An 18,300-nucleotide genomic window follows, 5' to 3' on the forward strand; every position below is an offset into this window, starting at 1 on the left:
AAACCTAGCAATGATTGAACCGCTTTGTCTATATCGCTTTGGGTGAGACTGAAAAATTGACTAGAACATAGTTTCGATCATATCTTTTCCCCATGAGGTTCAATGGTGGGGCGGCGCTGTCTTGGTCGCGGGTGGAGCGGATTCTTTCCGGCCGTCCTGCCGCAACGCCCGTTTCGGTGGAGCACTTGGGGGAGCGGGGCGAGGGTCTCGAGCGCGGGGTCTCGGCCGTGCCTTTCGCGGAGCTGCATGCGGTTTCTTCCTATAGTTTTTTGGGCGGCGCCTCGGAGCCGGAGGAGCTGGTGGCGCGCGCGATGCAGCTGGGGCTAGAGGGGCTTGCGCTGGTGGATAAGGACGGTTTTTATGGCCTGATGAAATTTGCCGAAGCCGCCGCTAAGGCGGGGCTGCCGGCGGTGTTTGGGGCGGAGCTTTCGCTTGTCGACGGCCCTCTTGTCGTCCTCGCCCGCACCCCCGAGGGGTACCGCCGGCTATCGCGATTGATTGCCCAAGCGCGCATGGATGCAGGTGTGAAGGGCGAGGTGGCTTACCCGCCGTTGGAAGTAATTGCGGAGCGTTTGCAAGATTATTGCCTGTTCCTTCTGGACTGGCAATGGTTGGACAAAATCGATCATGTGCTCGAAAGAATAAAAATAGACAGCATAGTACTTGAATATTCCTGCACGATGTCTCCTGAGGACGCAGATCGCCACGCTGAACTGGATAAATGCAATAATCTGCGCGCCATCGCCACTGCCTTACCCGCTGCCGCCACACGGCAGGAAGCGCGCCTAGCCGCGGCAAAGCGTGCGCTTAGCCAAAGAAAATCTCTGGACCAGGCAGAACCCGATGTGCCCCCGATGGGTGCCGGCTGGCTGCGCTCAGGCGAGCAGATGGCGCAGCTCTTTCCGGAGCGGCCGGAGCTCATCGCTGAGACTGTCAAAGTATTAAAGGAGTGCAGTTTCACCTGGGATGCGCTCGCGCCGAACCTGCCTGACTTCGAGGTGCCTGAAGGCCATACCGAGATGTCTTGGCTGACGCACCTGACCTGGCAGCGAGCAGAAGAGCGCTATGCCTCGCGCCCGGCTGCGATTCGCTCGCGGGCGTGGAAGCAGATCGAGTACGAGCTAGGCGTTATCGAGCAGCTGACCTTTCCAGGGTATTTCCTCATCGTGTGTGACCTCGTGGATTTTTGCCGTCGCTCCAACATCCTGTGCCAAGGTCGCGGCTCGGCGGCGAACTCCGCGGTGTGTTTTGCCTTAGGCATCACTAACGCCGAGCCGATTTCCGCGGGGCTGCTTTTTGAGCGCTTCCTTTCGCCAGACCGTGATGGCCCACCGGACATCGATATCGACATCGAATCCGGCCGCCGCGAGGAGGTCATTCAATACGTCTATGACAAGCATGGCCGCGAGCGCGCAGCGCAGGTGGCCAACGTTATTACGTATCGCCGCAAGGGCGCTGTTCGCGATGCAGCGCGTGCCTTGGGCTTTCCCCAAGGCAGCGCCGATTCCTGGTCGAAGGGGCTTTCGGAGCCGCCGGAGGGCGTCGTTAAGCTGGCGGAGCAATTCCTCGGCCAACCGCGCCACCTGGGCATTCACTCTGGCGGCATGGTGTTGTGTGACCGTCCTATTGCGGACGTGGTGCCGATGGAATGGGCGCGGATGGAAAAGCGTTCGGTGCTGCAGTGGGATAAGGATGACTGCGCGGCGGCCGGATTGGTGAAGTTCGATCTGCTGGGCCTTGGCATGCTGGAGGCGCTGCACCACATGCAGGACTTGGTGGAGGAGACCACCGGGTACAAGGTGAATCTGTGGGAGCTCGACCTAGCGGAAAAAGAGGTCTATGACATGCTCTGCCGCGCCGATGCGGTGGGGGTATTCCAGGTGGAATCGCGCGCGCAGCTGTCCACGCTGCCGCGCTTGCGCCCGCAGAAGTTCTTCGACTTGGTGGTGGAGGTTGCGCTCATTCGTCCCGGCCCGATTCAGGGCGGTTCGGTGCATCCTTATCTGCGCCGCCGCGACGGTAAGGAGGCTGTGACCTATGACCACCCGGTGCTGGAGAAGTCTCTGGGCAAGACGCTGGGCATTCCGCTGTTTCAGGAGCAGCTGATGCAGATTGCCGTCGACGCCGCAGGCTTTTCCGGAGCGGAGGCCGATGACCTGCGGCGTGCGATGGGCTCGAAGCGCTCGCCTGCACGGATGGCCGCGCTCAAGCAGCGTTTTTATGATGGGCTCGCGCAGACGAATGGCATCGAGGGCGAGGTTGCGGACAAACTGTGGAACAAGATCGTGGCCTTTGCAGCCTATGGCTTCCCAGAGTCGCACTCGCAGTCTTTTGCCTCGTTGGTCTACTTCTCGGCGTGGATGAAGTATCACTATCCGGCGCAGTTTTGCGTGGGTCTGCTGCGGGCGCAGCCGATGGGCTTTTATTCGCCGCAATCGCTCATTCAGGATGCGCGGCGGCACGGCGTGGAAGTTCTTCCGCTGGACGTGAACGCTTCGGGGTGCCAGGCGCGTGCGGTGGTCCAAGACGGCGGCGAGGTGGCGATCCGGCTGGGCCTTAACCTCATCAAGGGGTTGGGGGAGAAGGCCGCGCAGCGTATCGAGGATGCATGCGCGCAGACGCCGTTTCAAGACATCGCGGATCTGTCTAGGCGGGCGGAGCTTAGCGTGGAGCATGTGGAGGCTTTGGCCAGTGCCGGTGCGCTGGAGACCTTTGGGCTAAGCCGGCGTCAGGCGCTGTGGCAGGCGGGGGTGGCGGCCACGGAAAAGGCGGGCATGCTTGCAGGGCTTTCGGCTATTTCTGCGCCGAGCCTGCCTGGCATGAGCGCTTTCGAGCTGATGGCTTCCGACGTCGCCAGTACTGGCGTTACCCACGACAAACAGCCGATGGAGCTCGTGCGCGCCGCGCTTAACGACGCCCATGTCTGCACCGCCGCACAGCTGCGGCAGGTTCCAGACGGTACACGGGTGCGGATTGCGGGCATCGTGACGCATAGGCAGCGTCCGCAGACTGCCGCCGGCGTCATCTTTTTGGGCTTGGAGGATGAGACCGGCTTGATGAACGTGATGGTCTCACCGGGGCTGTGGCAGCTCAACAAGACCGTGGCCAGGACGTCTAAAGCGCTGGTTATTCGTGGCATCGTGCAAAATGCCACGGGCGCGGTCAATGTGGTGGCAGACAAGCTGGAGCCGCTTGCCATGGGTGAGTGGCTCTCCCGCGGCTCGCGTGATTTCCGTTAGGCCGGTGCGAGAAATCCCCCCGTATTCAGGTAAAGCCGCATAACATTCACCCCGCGCTGGCAGCGGGCCTGCTTTTCTTCCTGCTCTACCTGGCCTTTTCTAAGTAGCGAGCCTATCCCTTATGACTACGAATCCGGCGAGTACATCTCCAAGCAGGAAGCACGCGACCTAGGCCACGCGGACATCCAGGAAGTTGTCGACGGCTGGGAGCAGGATACTTAAAAAGGGGTCTAGGAAGCTACGAGTTCGGCACGATCATCGGTGTCCATGCCAAGGGCGATCGTGCCGAGCAGAGTCAGCGATGCCCCGAACATCAATACGCCGGCAAGCATGCCTAGGCAGCGCACGATTTCCGGCCATGGAACGTCTTGTCCAACTAGGTCGAGCAACGGCAGACAGAGCATCAGCACCATTAAACTGCCGAGGGCAAAATACGCGTACTTGAAGACGTTGCTGCGCGCGCGATCGATGCGGCTGCGCTGATATTCGTCTGCGAAGGCTGGGTCCATATTGTCTTTTCCGATTAGAACTTGAAGGCGCCCCAGGCAGATAACGAGCCAGGCAAGGCCGCCGACCCACAAGAACATCGCAATGACGTTGGAGAAGGGATTGACTGCTATAGCGGCGAGTGCAATGAACAGTCCGACGAAGCTGGAATAGAAGTACTTGGTGCGGATAGGCATGATTAATCCCCAGAAATTAGTTCGTCGCGGTTGAATTTGCCTGCCAGAGACTTGGCCACGGTGAATGGAACCCACAGCATTTGCAGCATGATCAGCTTGAAGAACAAGCTGGCCACGAAGATTCCGTCCATGGAATCAAGAAAGCGGGTTCCAAGAGCAATAGCGCCGCAGGCCACGAACATGAACATGGAAGAAAACAAGGCGAGCTTAAGTCCATCTTCGCGGGCCTCTATATGAAGTTGCAGCATGTACTCGTCGAGTTCGATAGTGGGTAGGTCGGCGGAGTCGATAGTCTTGCGTAGCTTGGACACGCCGAAGCCGGTTACACAGCTACCCAAGCAGGCCAGCATGAAGGACGTGAAATCGTCCCAGAACTGCAGCGGGATGGATAAGACGATGATTGCAAGCCCGACGTCGGCGAGGCGTATGAGGCGGTTGCGATTTGTGACGCGAGCTTTAGCAGCTGTGGTTGCCATGAGCAGTTAGTCCTTTCGATAGATCTCGGTGGATAGCGGCTGGAATTCGGTGCGGGAGAAGACGGCTTCGACAGGGAGGCCGAATACTTCGCAGATGCTGAATGCGAGGTCGAGGCTGGGAGAGTGATCGCCACGCTCAAGGGCGCCGATGCTTTGGGGGTTGACCCCGACGGCGTCGGCAAGCTGGGCGCGCGACATGTCCCTCTCGACTCGGAGCAACCGAACCCTATTGAAAATTGGGGAAGACGGCTTTTTCTTTGGGGACATAAACCAAAGTGTTGCATAAACCCAACACTTTGTAAAGAAATCTGAGGCTTTGTTAGCATAGGCGGCATGCGCTCCGCCCTTCCTCCAGACATGCATCCGGTCTCCCGGAAGCTGACCACAGCTCGCTATATTCACCACCTGAGCTGGTCGGCAGGCTTTGCTATCGCTTTCGCGGTTGCGGGATACTTCGCCAGCTCATTTTGGTACTGGTTCGCCGGAGCCTGGGGAGTGTGGTTCGTTTACTTGCTCTGGCTTATCCCCGCGCAGGTGGCGAATATGGGGTGGAAGGAGACTGACGATGAGCTGGTGATTACCCGCGGCAAGCTGTGGTACCGCCTGACCATTGTTCCGTTCGGCCGCATCCAGTTCGTGGACGTCTCCGCCGGCCCCATCGAGCGGTCCTTGGGGCTGAAAAGGGTGAAGATTCACACGGCGTCGACAAGCTCAGATGCGAAAATTGCAGGCCTTTTAGCCGCTGACGCCGATGCATTGCGCGAGCGCCTCGCCGTGAAGGCGCGCGAGAGGATGAGCGGACTGTGAACGGACGGCACCGGCTGGGCAAGGACCGCGCCCCAGTTGATAGGGAAGGCTATCGCCGTGTGCACCGGCTGACGCCGCTGCTGCGCTTTTGGTCGGTTATCTTCGCGTTTCTGGCCATTTGCGTGCTCAACTTCAACTTGGAGATGCTCTCCGACATCGCGGCCTACCTGCGCGGCGGGCACTGGAGTGACATTGGCCTTGGAACGCTCGCGGGGCTCGGCGGCTTCGTCGTGGTCTGCCTGGGCATTTGGTATGTCTCCGCCATCTGGTGGCGCAAGCTGGGCTATAAGCTCGGCCCCGATGAGGTGGCGCTGCGCCACGGCGTGATTTCCACGTCTTTTCGCTCCGCACGCTATGACCGCATTCAGGCTGTCGACGTGGTGGAGTCCGTCATCGCGCGGTTATTTGGTCTGGCTGCAGTGCGCGTGGAAACAGCCGGCGGCACGGCCTCTGTCATTGAGATTTCCTTTCTGCGCAGGCAAGAGGCCATGGCGTTGCGCGAGGAGCTTCTGACCCACGTGCATAGCCGTTCGGCGGTGTCGGAGGATGCCGGTTCCGAGGCGGTCGGGCAGGTAGCTCCGGCGGAAGAGCAGGGCTGGCAGCTGATTCCAGAAATCCCCGTTGGTCGCACGCTGGCGGCGGAGGCGCTGCGTTTGCCCACGCTGATTGCGGTTGTAGTCATGGCGATTTTCCTCGCTTTGCCGGATTTCCGCGCCGCCACGGTGCCCATCGTGGTGGGCTTTGTGCCCAATATTTGGAATCTCATCGATACCTCGTGGCGCTTCCAATCCCGCTACGACGGCCACGATGAGGTACTCAACATCTCCTACGGCTTGGCTGACCGCCGCCGCCAGACGATCCGGCGTTCGCGCATTCATGCGGTGCGGGTTACCCAGCCGCTGCTGTGGCGCATGTTTGGCTGGTACGAGGTGCAGGTTTCCGTGGCCGGGTACGGCGCGGTGGGCGGCGGCAAGCAGTCGGGCTCCACGCGCATCTTGCCGGTGGGCACGCGGGAGCAGGCGCTGCGCGTACTAGAGCTGGTCTCCGATCTTGATGCCGCGCAGATCGAGTATTACGCCCAGCCAGAGGGGCACACCCACCCCACCTATGTGTCGCCGCGTAAGGCCTGGTTGGCCTCGCCGGTGGATGTGCGCCAGCAGGCGGTCACGTTGGTGGGCGAGGACGTCGCCGTTGTGCATTCAGGAAGACTGTCGCGTCGGGTGATGGTCGTGGGCACTCCGCATATCCAGGAACTGACGGTCCAAGCCGGCCCGCTCAATCAGCTGCTGGGCGTGCAAAACATCCGCTTCGATCTGGTTAAGGGTCCCGTTGGAATGGCGGGAAAGCAGCTTGCGCTTGCCGACGCCGCCGAGCTTCTCACCCGCCTGCGGCAACGCCAACTGCCTTCGATGGAGCACGAGGCTACGATGCCGGCGCCGGGCGAGGCCGGCGCAGACTAAGCAAGACTGGACCGCGCTTTCGTCCGGGGTTGGCGGAGGCTGTGCCGCAGTGGGCTGCAGCAGTACAGGAACCGCATCCGCTGGTGGGGCAGGAGTTGAGCGTTTCGGCGTTTAGCTCCCCGGTGGAGAGCAGGTGTGAAATCACAAGATTGACCGTGCCGATTTTAAGGCCCGTTACGTGCGCGATTCCGGCGCGGGTGGTGGTGCCGGAGGAAATCGCGTCCTTTACCTGAGCAATGGGCGAGGTCATAGCAGCCTCAAGAGCTGGAAGGCGACCACGGCCAAGGCCCAAGCGGTAAATAGTTGCACCGCGAAACCGAAGAGTGTCCAGCGCCAGCCAATCTCCCGTTTCTGGGCAGCCAGCGTTGCCACGCACGGGGTATAGGCGAGCAGGAAGAGCATATACGCCCACACTGCAGCGTTCGTATTTCCGTCGGAGGCTGTGGCGAAGTCGGCGCGCACCTTCTCGCTTAAGGGGCTCGATGCCTGTTCTTCGGGTGCGGCGTCGGTGACGTCGTCTACTGCGTAGGTCTGCGACCACGTGGAAATCAGTGCTTCCTTGGCCACAAACCCCGTCACTAGCGGGCCCGCGAGCGACCAAGAATCAAAGCCCGCCGGGGCAAAGGCCGGAGCGATGCTGCGCGAGATAGCGCCATAAGCTGAATCCTCAGGAGCTGGCGACTTGTAGTCAGACAGGGAAACCCCATCAGCGCCTACGGGAATCGCCATGAGCAGCCAGATGACCACCACCGTGGAGACGATGATGCCGCCGGCAGTCTGCAGAAATCCCTTCAGCCTCGTCCACATCACCGACATGGCGAGGCGGAAGGTGGGAAGTTGATACGTCGGAAGATCGATGACCAGCGGGTCCTGCGGCACAGCCCGCCACAACGTGCCGCGCAGCACCAATCCCACCAGAATAAGCAGAGCGATGGAGATGACGTACATACAAAAAACGACGCTGCCGGCATGACCCGGGAAGAAGGTCTCCGCCAGCATCACGAAGACCACCAACCGGGCAGAGCAGGAGGTAAACGGGATAAGCAGCGAGGTCATGATGCGATGCCGCGGCGAACCCAGCACGCGGGTCGCAGCAATGGCAGGAACGTTGCAGCCAAAGCCTACAACTATAGGTAAAAATGCCTTGCCTGGCAGGCCGATGGCGCGCATGAAACGGTCCGTAACCACTGCCGCGCGGGCCATATAGCCAGAATCCTCCAGCACGGCCAGGCACAAAAACATCAGCGCCATCAGGGGTGCAAAGGTGAGGACCATGCCGACGCCGCCAATAAGGCCGTCGACAAGCAAGCCCTCTACCAGCGGATGCTGAAGGCCGATTGCCTCCAGCAGGTGGCGTGCTGCGTCAGAGATGGGCCCTGAGACGAGCGCCTCCAAGCCGTCTTGCAGAGGAGCGGCCACCGTGGTGGTTATCTGAAAGACTAGCCACATCACCGCGAGGAAAAGCAACGGGCCCGCTACCGGGTGCAGCGCTATCGCATCTAGGCGCTGCGAACGCGTGACCGGCTGGGACTGCGTGTGCACCGCTGCTTTGGTGGCGGCGTCGAGATCCGCAAAGCGGGCGTCGATGCTGGCGTCTTCGCGCAGGACCTGTGGCTCCTTAGTGAGGGAAACCTGCACCGTCTCACGCAGGCGCTCCAATCCTTCCCGCCGGCGGCCATCCACACAGACCACCGGGATTCCCGTGGCCCTCGCGAGCGCATCGGCATCCACCTGTAAGCCCTGGTCTTGTGCCACGTCCAGCTTGGTCAGCGCGATGCTGAGCCGGTAGGGAAGCTCTGCGAGCTGAAACGCCAAGTTGAGCCCGCGCGCAACCGCAGTCGCGTCGACCACGACGATGACGTGATCGGGGCGCTCGGCAGGGGCGGCGTCGTAAAGCATGGTGCGCGTGAGCGCCTCATCCGGGCTGAGCGGATCCAAAGAATAGCTGCCGGGGAAGTCAATGAGATCGGCAACCTCGGCCGGGCAACACGAATGCGCAATATTCCATGCGCCGCGGCTGACCTCCACGGTCGTGCCCGGCCAGTTGCCGGTCTGCACCTTCGAACCGGTTAGCGCATTAAAAAGCGTAGACTTGCCGGAGTTCGGAGCACCCACCATGGCGATGATGGTAGCGCCCGCGGGAGCCAGCGCCCCGCCCGGATTTCCATGGCAGCTGGGCGTTACAGCACTCATCACTAAACCCCGATTGATTGCAGCGTCTGGCGGTCAATGGCGTAGCGGCAGGAGCCAACCGCGACGATGCGCGCGCCACCTGCCACATGCGCGCCGACGGTTAGGCATGCTCCCGGGCGGATGCCCAGCTCGCCCAAGCGGCGGGCCATGGCCGGATTATGCACGCAATCCAGGCATTCGGGGCGCAGGGTAACAGTAGAACCGACCGGCAGGGAGTAGGCCGAGTTGTGGGAGGTCGACTCGCCTGAGCGTACGTGCAAAGGCAACATGACTAGGCATCCTTTCAAATTCGGTTATAAAGTTACCCTAACCGAATGATGGTTTACCTAATCGTTGTGACAATTGTCCTAGACAGCGCCCTTAAACCCCAGCTGGCGCCAAGCCTCATACACGGCTGTCGACGCCGCGTTAGACAGGTTCATCGAACGGCGCGCCGGGACCATCGGGATGCGCACCTGCTCGGTGATACGTGGGTGATTAAGATGCTCTGGCGGCAAGCCGGTGGGCTCGGTGCCAAAGAGTAGGACATCGCCTTCTTGGAACTCGACGTCCGTGAACCACTTATCGGTATGCGTGCTAAAAGCAAACACGCGCGCGCCGGGCAGTGCGTCCATGCAAGCGTCGAAGTCCTTGTGGATGTGCAGGTCAGCAAGGTCGTGGTAGTCCAGGCCGGCGCGCTTTAGGTGCTTGTCATCGAAGTTGAATCCGAGCGGTTCGATGAGATGCAGGGACGCTCCAGTGACGGCGGCGGTGCGGATTGCGTTGCCGGTATTGGTGGGGATCACGGGATTATCAAAGACGATGTGCAGCTGGCTCATGGGCATAAGTCTAGGATGGAGCGCATGAGCGCAACCAAACTAGATGGCAAGTTGTACCGCGACGAGATCTTCGCGGATCTGAAAACCCGCGTCGAGGCCCTCAAGGAAAAGGGCATCCAGCCTGGCCTGGCCACCGTGCTGGTGGGCGATGACCCGGGCTCGCACTCCTACGTGAAGATGAAACACCGCGACTGCGAACAGCTGGGAATCAACTCCATCCGCAAGGACCTTCCGGCGGATATTAGCCAGGAGGAGCTGGAAAAGGTCATCGACGAGCTAAACGAAGACGACGGCTGCACCGGCTACATCGTGCAGCTGCCGCTGCCTAAGCACCTGGATGAAAACAAGATCCTGGCCAAGATTGATCCGGAAAAAGACGCCGATGGCCTGCACCCGGTCAACCTGGGCAAGCTGGTTTTGAACGAGGATGCCCCGCTGCCGTGCACCCCGAATGGTTGCATTCACCTGCTGCGTCGCTTTGGCGTGGAGCTGGATGGAGCGAAGGTCGTCGTCATCGGCCGTGGTGTGACTGTTGGCCGTCCGATCGGCTTGATGCTTACCCGCCGCAGTGAAAATTCCACCGTTACGCTCTGCCACACCGGTACCAAGGACTTGGCTGCCGAGACGCGCGCTGCCGACGTCATCATCGCAGCGGCCGGCAAGGCACATATGCTCAACGCAGACATGATCAAGGAAGGCGCCGCGGTTCTCGACGTCGGAGTTTCCCGCGTTGATGGCAAGTTGGCTGGCGACGTCGCACCAGACGTCTGGGACAAGGCCGGCTTCGTCTCGCCGAACCCGGGCGGTGTCGGCCCGCTGACCCGCGCATTCCTGGTGTCTAACATCGTGGAGCGCGCAGAAAAGTTGGCGGGCCAGCAGTAGATGGCCCCGGAGCTAAACCTCGATAACCCGCACGACGCCAACCTGCGGCCCTCCCGCCTACCCGCGTCCGTGCAGTGGGCGGCCGTGGGGCTATTTTGTGCCGCCGTTGCGCTTTCTGCGGTTTTCGCGATTTCCGAGCACTGGCGCCGCGCCACGGTAGTCCTTGGTGCAGGCCTGCTTTGGCTTTCGTTGGTGCGGCTTAGCTGTGACTCGAAAATCGTCGGCATCCTCGCGGTCCGATCGCGCCGTTTTGATGCGTGCTTTAGCGGCGTTATTGGTGCCGTGATGGTGTTTTTGTCGGTTTCAGTCGATGCGTTGGGGTCTTAGATGTAGTACTCGCTGCCGCTAAACGCCGTTTCCAACTCCAGTCCGTCAGGTGCCGAGAGCGTAAGGAAGTTACGCAAGATTCGGTCCATCTGGCGGGCTTCGGCCAAGAAAGCATCGTGACCGACGGGGGAGACGATTTTTGCCATGGCCAGCAGGTTGCCGATGTTGCGCGAGATATGTTCCTGCTGGTGATACGGGTAGAGGATGTCCGTGTCCACGCCGACTACCATCGTGGGAACAGTCGATGTTGCTAGTGCTTTGTTGAGGCCGCCGCGGTCGCGGCCGACGTCGTGGCGGTTGAGCGCCTCCGTCAGCGTTACATAGGAGCCGGCGTCGAAGCGGCGGGCGAGTTTTTCTCCCTGATAGTCCAAGTAGGAGTTGACCGCGAAACGCTGGTTCCCCGCGCGGTAAGGCCCGAGCGGATTCTCGCCGCGTTGTGCTTGGACGCCGAAGCGCTCGTCGATTTCCTGTTCGCCGCGGTAGGTGAGGTGGGCAATCCGGCGTGCGGCGGCGAGCCCTTCGCGAGGCGTTTTGCCGCTTGCGTAGTAATCCCCGCCGTGCCAGAACGGGTCGCGCTCAATGGCAGAAATCTGTGCGGATTGAATGCCGATCTGCCAGCCCGAAGCCCGCGCTGATACCGCAATGACGCAGGCCGCGGTTATGGATTCCGGGTACAGCAGCGTCCACTCCAGTGTGCGCGCCCCGCCCATGGAGCCACCGATGATGGCATGGACCTGGGTGATTCCGAGGGCTTCTAGGAATTGCCTTTCCGTTCTCACCAAATCTCGAATCGATAGCGCGGGGAAGCGCGAACCCCAGGCACGGCCGTCGTCGGGATGCGCGCTGGCGGGCCCAGTGGAACCAGCACAGCCGCCCAGCGCATTGGTGGCGATCACGCACCATTTTCGCGTATCCAAAGCCTCGCCTGGGCCCAGCAGGTCGGCCCACCAGTCGGCAACGTTGGAATCGCCGGTCAGTGCATGCTCGATGAGCAGGACGTTATTCTTGCCGTGCGGGTCACCGGCGAATTCGCCCCACCGCTGATACGCAATACACACCTCGGGAATTTCAGCGCCTGCTTCAGTACGCAGCTTGCCGACGCCGACTTCTTCGAGCTCACCTTCACAAGCCAAGTTGGGCACAGTCATGGCGACTTCTTGATTAGATGGCCGCGAAGCCGCGCTCGAGGTCAGCGATGATGTCGTCAATTGCTTCGATGCCAACGGAGAGGCGAATCGTGGCCTGGGTGATGCCAGCTACCCGCAGCCCCTCCTCGTTGGATTGCGAGTGGGTGGTGGTAGCCGGATGCACCACAAGCGAGCGGGTATCACCGATGTTGGCCAGATTGGAATGCAGCTTGAGGGAATCGATGAACTTCCAGGCGGTTTCTGTGGCCGCTGCGGGTTCGCCTGACTCGGTGGCCACTTCGAAAGAAAGTACCGAACCGGTGTATTGGTAGCCGAGCCTTTCCTTGGTGGTCTTATACGGGCTCGAGTCGAGGCCGGCGTAATTGACCTTGGCCGCCTTCGGATGCGCCTCGAGGAATTCCGCAACTGCCTGGGCATTTTCGTTGTGGCGCTGCACGCGCAGCTCCAAAGTTTCCAGCCCGGTTAAGGTCAGCCAAGCGTTGAAAGGCGAGACTGCGGCGCCCGTATCGCGGAGGATGCCAGCGCGGGCGCGCAGTGCGAAAGCCGGTTCGCCGAGGTCTGCGAAGCGCAGGCCATGGTAACTTTCGTCGGGTTCGGTGAAGAACGGAAACACCGGCTTGCCGTCGCGCTGAACGGTCCAGTCAAAGGTGCCGCCGTCGACGATGACGCCACCGATGGCCGAGCCCGAGCCGGAATAGAATTTGGTGGTGGAGGCGACGACGACGTCCGCGCCGAGCTCTAACGGGCGCGCCAGTGCCGCGGTAGCGATGGTGTTGTCCACAATCAGCGGCACCTGGTTTGCATGCGCTACCTCAGCGATTGCCGGAATATCCAGCACATCTGCCACCGGGTTGCCGAAGGTCTCTCCATAAAAAGCCTTGGTATTTCCGCGCACAGCGCACTGCCATGACTGCGGATCATCGGGTTCCTCGACCAGAGTTACTTCAATGCCGAGACGGTGCAGCGTATGGGTAAAAAGGCTATTCGTTCCGCCATAGAGGCGAGGGGAGGCCACGATGTGGTCGCCCGCGCCAGCCAGCGTTTCGATGGCGGCGGTTTCTGCCGCCTGGCCAGGGGCAAAGGCGACTGCGGCTACGCCGCCTTCGAGCGCCGCTAGACGACGCTCGAGTGCGTCCACCGTGGGATTTGTCAGCCGGGTGTAGATGGGGCCGGCGTCGGCAAGCGCAAAGCGAGCGGCGGCATGCTCGGCCGAATCAAAGACGTAGGAGGTGGTTTGGTAAATCGGAATGTTGCGAGAGTTGGTGGAGCCGTCGAGATCCTGGCCTACGTGCAGGCAGCGGGTAGCGAGGGCGAGGTTTTCTAAGTTGCTGGTGTCGTATTTTGTAGCCATGAGCAAAGACTAGACCAAGCGGTTCATAATGGGCATGGATGTGGAGAAAATTTGACGTTTGCCCAGCAAGTGAAATGAATAAAAACAGACAAAGCGGTCGGCAGGTAGCCGACCGCTAGTCGCGGTGTGAGTTTAGCGCGTGTCTATTTTTGGGAGCCCGCGCGCTGATGGATGAGGTACCAGCCGCCTAGGATTCCGCCGAAGAGTAGTAAGGCAGCCGCAATGAAGACCATTGCGACCGTGACGGTTTGGTGTGGGTCGTTCAGAAAAATCATCGAAACAATCGCCGCAAGGAAGATGGTGGCAAAGAGGGTGATTAGCCAGTTGCGCTTGGTGTGCTCTGCGAAAGTCATGCTTAAAATAATACGACAAAATCCGAATTAAACAACTTTTGAGGTTGGGGTTGGTGGCGTTAACCTCTATGTACTCTGATTTTTGCAGTGCTTTGCGAATGGTGATCGAATTAACATCGTTGGGAAATCGCTTTAAAGACAAAGCAAATCGGGAGGTGTGGTCGACGTACATTATTGCGTTTTACTTGGGGAGATATAAAAATTAGCTGAAAGTCAGCAATGGGGGAATGGTCTAGCTATTGGCGGATGTCAACCTTCCGTATGACCGCCTTTGGGGAAGGTGGGCGCGCGCCCAGCTATTTAACTCTAGTTTTTCCGTCCATAATCGGTGTGGGTGCCTTCTGCCTCGGGACACCTTGGCGCGCAGTCTAAGCGTCAGCACATTGAGAAGACAGGAAAATATATGTCCACCACTACTAGCCACGAGGACCGCCGCAAGCCGGTCCTTAAGCTCAGCAGCGTGTGGGGGCAGGGCGTCGCCTTAGTCATGATCTTTGGCTTTCTAGTCATGGGTTTCTTGGCGTACCGCACTTACAACGCGTCTATGCCTCTTCCGGAAAAGATTGTTTCCGAAACCACCGGTGAGACCATCCTGACCAAGGATGAGATTCTGAACGGTCAGGCTCTCTACCAAACCCGCGGCCTGCAGCAATACGGCTCCGTCATGGGCCACGGCGCCTACTTAGGCCCTGACTACACGGCGGAATACCTCCGCATGTCTTTGGATAAGGCACGCGAGCTTAACGACGCCAACGGTTATCCCGATTTCATCTCCCCGGACGCGACTCCAGAAGAAGCAGTCCAGCAGGAGTTCCGCACCAACCGCTACGACGAAGCAACTGGTGTACTGAAGTGGACCGATAACCAAATCGCTGCTTTCGAGTCCAACAAGGACTACTACGCGAAGTACTTTGGCGAAGACTCTCATAACAAGGGACTTCCATCTGAGTTCATTACAGACAAAAAGCAGATCAACAACCTTGTTGGTTTCTTCGGTTGGACTGCATGGGCTTCTGCGGCAGAGCGCCCGGGCCACGATTACTCCTATACCAACAACTGGCCGGCTGAGCCACGCGTGGATAACGGCCCGACCGCAGACCTCGTGGTCTGGTCTGTGCTCTCGCTCATCGCGCTGATCGGCGGCACCGGCCTTATCTTCGCGATTTATGGCCGTTGGTCTAAGTCCATTGGTTGGCACGCAGAAGAGGCGCCAAACCTCGACTTCACCCAGCCGGGCGAGGTAGGTCTTACCAAGTCGCAGAAGGTCGTGGCATGGTTTGTCCTTGTCATCGCATTGCTCTTCCTCATCCAGGCGCTCCTGGGTGCAGCCTCACAGCACTACCGCACGGAGCTAACCGGCTTCTTCGGTATCCCATTGCAGGAGATCCTGCCGTATAACGTCTCGCGTACTTGGCACCTCCAGCTGTCGCTGCTATGGACTGCAGGCGGCCTGCTTGCTGCCGGTATTTTCTTGGCCTCTTTCGTGGGCAAGAAGGAACCGAAGAAGCAGCACTGGCTGGTTTGGTTCCTGCTCGGTGCCATCGCGTTTGTGGTCTTTGGCTCCATGGCCTTCGAGTGGCTGTCCACCATGGGCTACATCAAGGAAGGCACCCTGTTCTCCCAGCAGTGGGAGTTCCTTGACCTGCCGCGCTTCTTCCAGATTCTGCTCACTGTGGGCATGTTTGTCTGGATTGGCATCATCTTCCGCCAGCTGCGCGGCCGCCTGAAGTACGAACACAAGTCCAATATGCCGTGGCTGTTCTTCTACGCCGGCATCGCCATCCCTGCTTTCTATGCAGTGGGTAACCTGGCTGGCTCCGAGACCCATATCTCTGTTGCCGAGTTCTGGCGCTTCTGGGTCGTCCACCTGTGGGTGGAGGACTTCCTCGAGCTGTTTACCACCGTGATGGTGGCCTATGTCTTCGTGCTTCTCGGCGTCATCCGCGAGAAGATCGCCCTCGGCATCATCTTCTTGGACATTATTTTGTACTCCACCGGTGGCGTTTTGGGCACTATGCACCACCTGTACTTCTCCGGTACCCCGGTTGAGCACATGGCACTTGGCGCTTTCTTCTCTGCTGCCGAGGTCGTGCCGCTGACCCTGCTGACCGTTGAGGCTTGGACCTTCATGCAGCTCGGTTCCCGTCAGCGCGCCTCCGGCGAACGCCCATTCCCACACCGTTGGGCAGTTATGTTCCTGGTTGCAGTTGGCTTCTGGAACTTCTTGGGCGCCGGCGTCTTCGGCTTCCTAGTCAACCTGCCAATCGTCTCCTACTACGAGATTGGTACCGCGCTGACCGCAAACCACGCACACGGCGCCATGATGGGCGTCTACGGCTTCCTGGCCGTCGGCCTGTCCGTATTCGCGCTGCGCTACCTTATCCCGAAGGAAAAGTGGTCCGACAAGGCCATGGCGTGGTCCTTCTGGCTGCAGAACATCGGTCTGCTGTGGATGGTTGTTATTTCGCTGCTCCCGTTGGGCGTTATGCAGCTCTACGAATCCGTGGCTTCCGGATACGTCGAGGCACGTTCCCTGGGCTACATCACCGAGCCTGGCAACTTCATCATGGAGTGGCTGCGCATGCCTGGCGACGTCATGTTCTTAGCCGGCATCATCCCGTTCCTGTGGATGGCGCTCAAGGGCGTGCTGTTTAACAAGGAAATCCCGACCATCGAAGAGCACCCGAAGGATCCGCTGTTTAGCATCATCGCGCCTGACGACGACGACCACGCCGGCGAGGTGCCCGTCGCGGGCGCTGCCTCCAGCGTCGGCCTTGTCTCCGGCGGAAAGGGTCGTGTGGATACCCGCGACGGCGCGCACAGCACTGGACGAGTGGCAGGCCGCCGCTATGGCTACATCGACGAGCGTGGCGCCTTCGTTGAAGAGCAAGCCCCGGACTCGGGCCGCGGCGATTCTGCAGCTTCTGGCCCACAGGACCCAGAGTTCGAATCGCGCACCAAGTGGGGCGGCACCTACCGCTCCGACAAGCGGGCGGACGGTAATCCTGGCCAGAAAAGGTCAAATCAGAATAAACCGGATCAGAAGAAGTAGGGACACATAATGCAAGCTCCAGGAATCTTTACCCTCCTGGCGGTGTGCTACGGCCTGTTTCTTCTGGTTGTAGCGTGGGGCTTTGATGCTATGGCGAAGCAAACCGCCAACCGCACCATGGCTAACCGCGCTGGCACTTTCCGCTACTTGGAGGAACACGACGCCTGGCAGTGCCCTGAAGATCAGTGGCTTTGGCCGTCGAGCTTTGACCCGGAAAACCGCGTCATGCGTTACCGCGCCAACCCCACGGTGTGCAATACCTGTCCAGTAAAGGATGCCTGCACGGTCTCCCACCATGGCAGGGAAGTCACCCGGCAGCTCGACCCATGGCCACACTCCGACTCTGGTCGTTTCCACCGCGGAATTGCCCTCGCGGTGGCCGCTATGGGCTACCTGCTCCCGCTGTCGTCCCTAATTACCAACCACTCGCTGTCCGAGGTGCTTATCACCCTTGCCACCGTCTTGGTGATTACCGGTCTTGGTGTCTATCCGTTGGCACGCCACCTGTGGAATACGCCATCGAATGCGCCGCAGATCGTCGTCCCCGAAATGGACAACCGTGAAGCCGAGCTGGCCGCCCAAATCGACCGCTATGGTTCGAAGTACGGCAAGTCCAGCCGTTATCGCTCGGAACGCAAGAAGGAAGAAGCTAGCTAATGTCAGCACTCGTTTTCTGGCCGATCGTCATCGGCATCATCGTCGCGCTCATCATCGTCTTTTTGATGTACTCGCTGAAAGTCATCAAACAGTACGAGCGCGGAGTGGCCTTCCGATTCGGCCATCTGCGTCCGCTCATGGAGCCGGGCCTGCATTTCATGTGGCCGGGCATCGATAAGCTCGAGCGCGTGGACCAGCGTGTGGTGACACTTACCATCCCGCCGCAGGAAATCATTACCAAGGACAACGTCTCCGTGCGCGTGAACGCCGTGGTCATGTTCGAGGTGACGGATTCGCTCAAGGCCGTGCTGGAAGTGGAAAACTATGCCGTCGCTACGTCGCAAATCGCGCAGACGACTCTGCGTAGCCTGTTGGGCCGCGCGGATCTCGATGATCTCCTCGCACACCGCGAAGAACTCAACGAGGATCTTGCGAATATCATCAACGGCCAGACCGAGCGCTGGGGCGTAATCACCCGCATCGTGGAGATCAAGGACGTGGAAATCCCAGAAATGATGCAGCGTGCCCTTGCCCGCGAGGCAGAAGCCGAGCGTGAGCGTCGCGCCAAGGTCATCTCCGCACACGGCGAGTTGCAGTCTTCCCGCGAGCTGCGAGAAGCCGCGGAGGAGCTGGGTAAGGCTCCTGCGGCTTTGCAGCTTCGTTACCTGCAGACGGTGCTGGAGTTAGGCGCAGACCAGAACTCCACCATCGTCTTCCCACTGCCGATGGACATCATGGGTGGCTTCATGGATAACCTCGGCACCTTCTCGAAGGGATTTAAGGATTTCAACGAGAACTTCTCGCAGCTAGCCGGCGCTAAAAAGGCTGAGGATAAGTAACGTCCTAGGCAGCCG

The 18,300-nt window shown here is 60.0% G+C and carries 18 protein-coding genes; 8 read left to right on the forward strand and 10 right to left on the reverse strand.

The genetic code is table 11. The features are described from left to right. Positions 1-92: 92 nt before the first annotated feature. Positions 93-3,239 carry an error-prone DNA polymerase gene (locus HMPREF3155_RS04455; protein WP_070432688.1) on the forward strand — a complete coding sequence of 1,049 codons (3,147 nt, stop codon included), beginning with the start codon at positions 93-95 and terminating at the stop codon, positions 3,237-3,239. Between the two features lie 230 nt (positions 3,240-3,469). Here HMPREF3155_RS04455 and HMPREF3155_RS04460 read toward each other — a convergent pair whose 3' ends face one another. The 3 genes from HMPREF3155_RS04460 to HMPREF3155_RS04470 are packed head-to-tail and all read right to left on the reverse strand — an operon-like array spanning position 3,470 to position 4,665. Beyond that, complete coding sequence (locus HMPREF3155_RS04460) at positions 3,470-3,922, reverse strand: hypothetical protein (RefSeq protein ID WP_061920668.1); 453 nt, start codon at positions 3,920-3,922, stop codon at positions 3,470-3,472. 2 nt (positions 3,923-3,924) lie between these two features. Continuing rightward, positions 3,925-4,398, reverse strand: coding sequence for a hypothetical protein (locus HMPREF3155_RS04465; RefSeq protein WP_061920670.1), 474 nt, complete (start codon positions 4,396-4,398; stop codon positions 3,925-3,927). Positions 4,399-4,404: 6 nt separating this feature from the next. Beyond that, the gene (locus HMPREF3155_RS04470; protein ID WP_061920672.1) at positions 4,405-4,665 is read right to left on the reverse strand and encodes a helix-turn-helix transcriptional regulator; all 261 of its coding nucleotides are present in this window, start codon (positions 4,663-4,665) and stop codon (positions 4,405-4,407) included. 90 nt (positions 4,666-4,755) lie between these two features. On the opposite strand from HMPREF3155_RS04470, the gene HMPREF3155_RS04475 reads away from it, so the two are divergent. Then, the gene (locus tag HMPREF3155_RS04475) at positions 4,756-5,205 is read left to right on the forward strand and encodes a PH domain-containing protein (protein WP_070432689.1); all 450 of its coding nucleotides are present in this window, start codon (positions 4,756-4,758) and stop codon (positions 5,203-5,205) included. Continuing rightward, positions 5,202-6,665 (forward strand): PH domain-containing protein, encoded by a 1,464-nt coding sequence (locus tag HMPREF3155_RS04480; protein WP_082787632.1) that lies wholly within the window; start codon positions 5,202-5,204, stop codon positions 6,663-6,665. The genes HMPREF3155_RS04475 and HMPREF3155_RS04480 overlap by 4 nt, the downstream gene beginning before the upstream one ends. On the opposite strand, the gene HMPREF3155_RS12610 is transcribed toward HMPREF3155_RS04480, so the two are convergent. The 4 genes from HMPREF3155_RS12610 to HMPREF3155_RS04495 form a co-directional block, all read right to left on the reverse strand. Continuing rightward, positions 6,628-6,915 (reverse strand): hypothetical protein, encoded by a 288-nt coding sequence (locus tag HMPREF3155_RS12610; protein WP_062035793.1) that lies wholly within the window; start codon positions 6,913-6,915, stop codon positions 6,628-6,630. The genes HMPREF3155_RS04480 and HMPREF3155_RS12610 overlap by 38 nt on opposite strands. Next, on the reverse strand, positions 6,912-8,858 hold the full coding sequence (feoB, locus tag HMPREF3155_RS04485; RefSeq protein WP_070432690.1) for a ferrous iron transport protein B: 1,947 nt from the start codon (positions 8,856-8,858) through the stop codon (positions 6,912-6,914). The genes HMPREF3155_RS12610 and feoB overlap by 4 nt, the downstream gene beginning before the upstream one ends. A 2-nt stretch (positions 8,859-8,860) precedes the next feature. Further along, a complete protein-coding gene (locus HMPREF3155_RS04490; RefSeq protein WP_061920677.1) occupies positions 8,861-9,127 on the reverse strand; it encodes a FeoA family protein in 267 nt (88 codons plus the stop codon). Positions 9,128-9,205: 78 nt separating this feature from the next. After that, entirely contained in the window at positions 9,206-9,676 is a 471-nt protein-coding gene (locus HMPREF3155_RS04495; RefSeq protein ID WP_061920678.1) for a tRNA (cytidine(34)-2'-O)-methyltransferase, read from the reverse strand. A gap of 24 nt (positions 9,677-9,700) precedes the next feature. Here HMPREF3155_RS04495 and HMPREF3155_RS04500 point away from each other — a divergent pair, with 24 nt between their 5' ends. After that, positions 9,701-10,558, forward strand: a complete 858-nt coding sequence (locus tag HMPREF3155_RS04500) for a bifunctional methylenetetrahydrofolate dehydrogenase/methenyltetrahydrofolate cyclohydrolase (protein WP_061920681.1) — start codon at positions 9,701-9,703, stop codon at positions 10,556-10,558. Next, positions 10,559-10,885, forward strand: a complete 327-nt coding sequence (locus HMPREF3155_RS04505) for a DUF3017 domain-containing protein (protein ID WP_061920683.1) — start codon at positions 10,559-10,561, stop codon at positions 10,883-10,885. Here the strand turns inward: HMPREF3155_RS04505 and HMPREF3155_RS04510 are convergent. The 3 genes from HMPREF3155_RS04510 to HMPREF3155_RS04520 all read right to left on the reverse strand — a co-directional run bounded on the left by HMPREF3155_RS04510 (position 10,882) and on the right by HMPREF3155_RS04520 (position 13,737). Then, entirely contained in the window at positions 10,882-12,033 is a 1,152-nt protein-coding gene (locus HMPREF3155_RS04510) for a homoserine O-acetyltransferase MetX (RefSeq protein WP_070432691.1), read from the reverse strand. The two genes, HMPREF3155_RS04505 and HMPREF3155_RS04510, sit on opposite strands and share 4 nt — an antisense overlap. A gap of 13 nt (positions 12,034-12,046) precedes the next feature. Further along, complete coding sequence (locus tag HMPREF3155_RS04515; protein WP_070432692.1) at positions 12,047-13,384, reverse strand: O-acetylhomoserine/O-acetylserine sulfhydrylase; 1,338 nt, start codon at positions 13,382-13,384, stop codon at positions 12,047-12,049. Positions 13,385-13,527: 143 nt separating this feature from the next. Then, a complete protein-coding gene (locus HMPREF3155_RS04520) occupies positions 13,528-13,737 on the reverse strand; it encodes a hypothetical protein (protein WP_061920689.1) in 210 nt (69 codons plus the stop codon). A 403-nt stretch (positions 13,738-14,140) separates the two neighbouring features. Between HMPREF3155_RS04520 and HMPREF3155_RS04525 the strand changes: the two genes are divergently transcribed. Genes HMPREF3155_RS04525 through HMPREF3155_RS04535 form a run of 3 tightly spaced genes read left to right on the forward strand, consistent with a single transcriptional unit; the run spans position 14,141 to position 18,285 of the window. Next, positions 14,141-16,789: a nitric-oxide reductase large subunit gene (locus tag HMPREF3155_RS04525; protein ID WP_061920691.1), complete on the forward strand. Its 2,649-nt coding sequence runs from the start codon at positions 14,141-14,143 to the stop codon at positions 16,787-16,789. 9 nt (positions 16,790-16,798) lie between these two features. Then, complete coding sequence (locus tag HMPREF3155_RS04530; protein ID WP_061920693.1) at positions 16,799-17,446, forward strand: hypothetical protein; 648 nt, start codon at positions 16,799-16,801, stop codon at positions 17,444-17,446. Further along, the gene (locus tag HMPREF3155_RS04535; protein ID WP_061920695.1) at positions 17,446-18,285 is read left to right on the forward strand and encodes an SPFH domain-containing protein; all 840 of its coding nucleotides are present in this window, start codon (positions 17,446-17,448) and stop codon (positions 18,283-18,285) included. The genes HMPREF3155_RS04530 and HMPREF3155_RS04535 overlap by 1 nt, the downstream gene beginning before the upstream one ends. The last annotated feature ends 15 nt before the right edge of the window (positions 18,286-18,300 follow it).

The sequence above is a fragment of the Corynebacterium sp. HMSC06D04 genome, assembly GCF_001807315.1.
Lineage (GTDB): Bacteria > Actinomycetota > Actinomycetes > Mycobacteriales > Mycobacteriaceae > Corynebacterium > Corynebacterium simulans.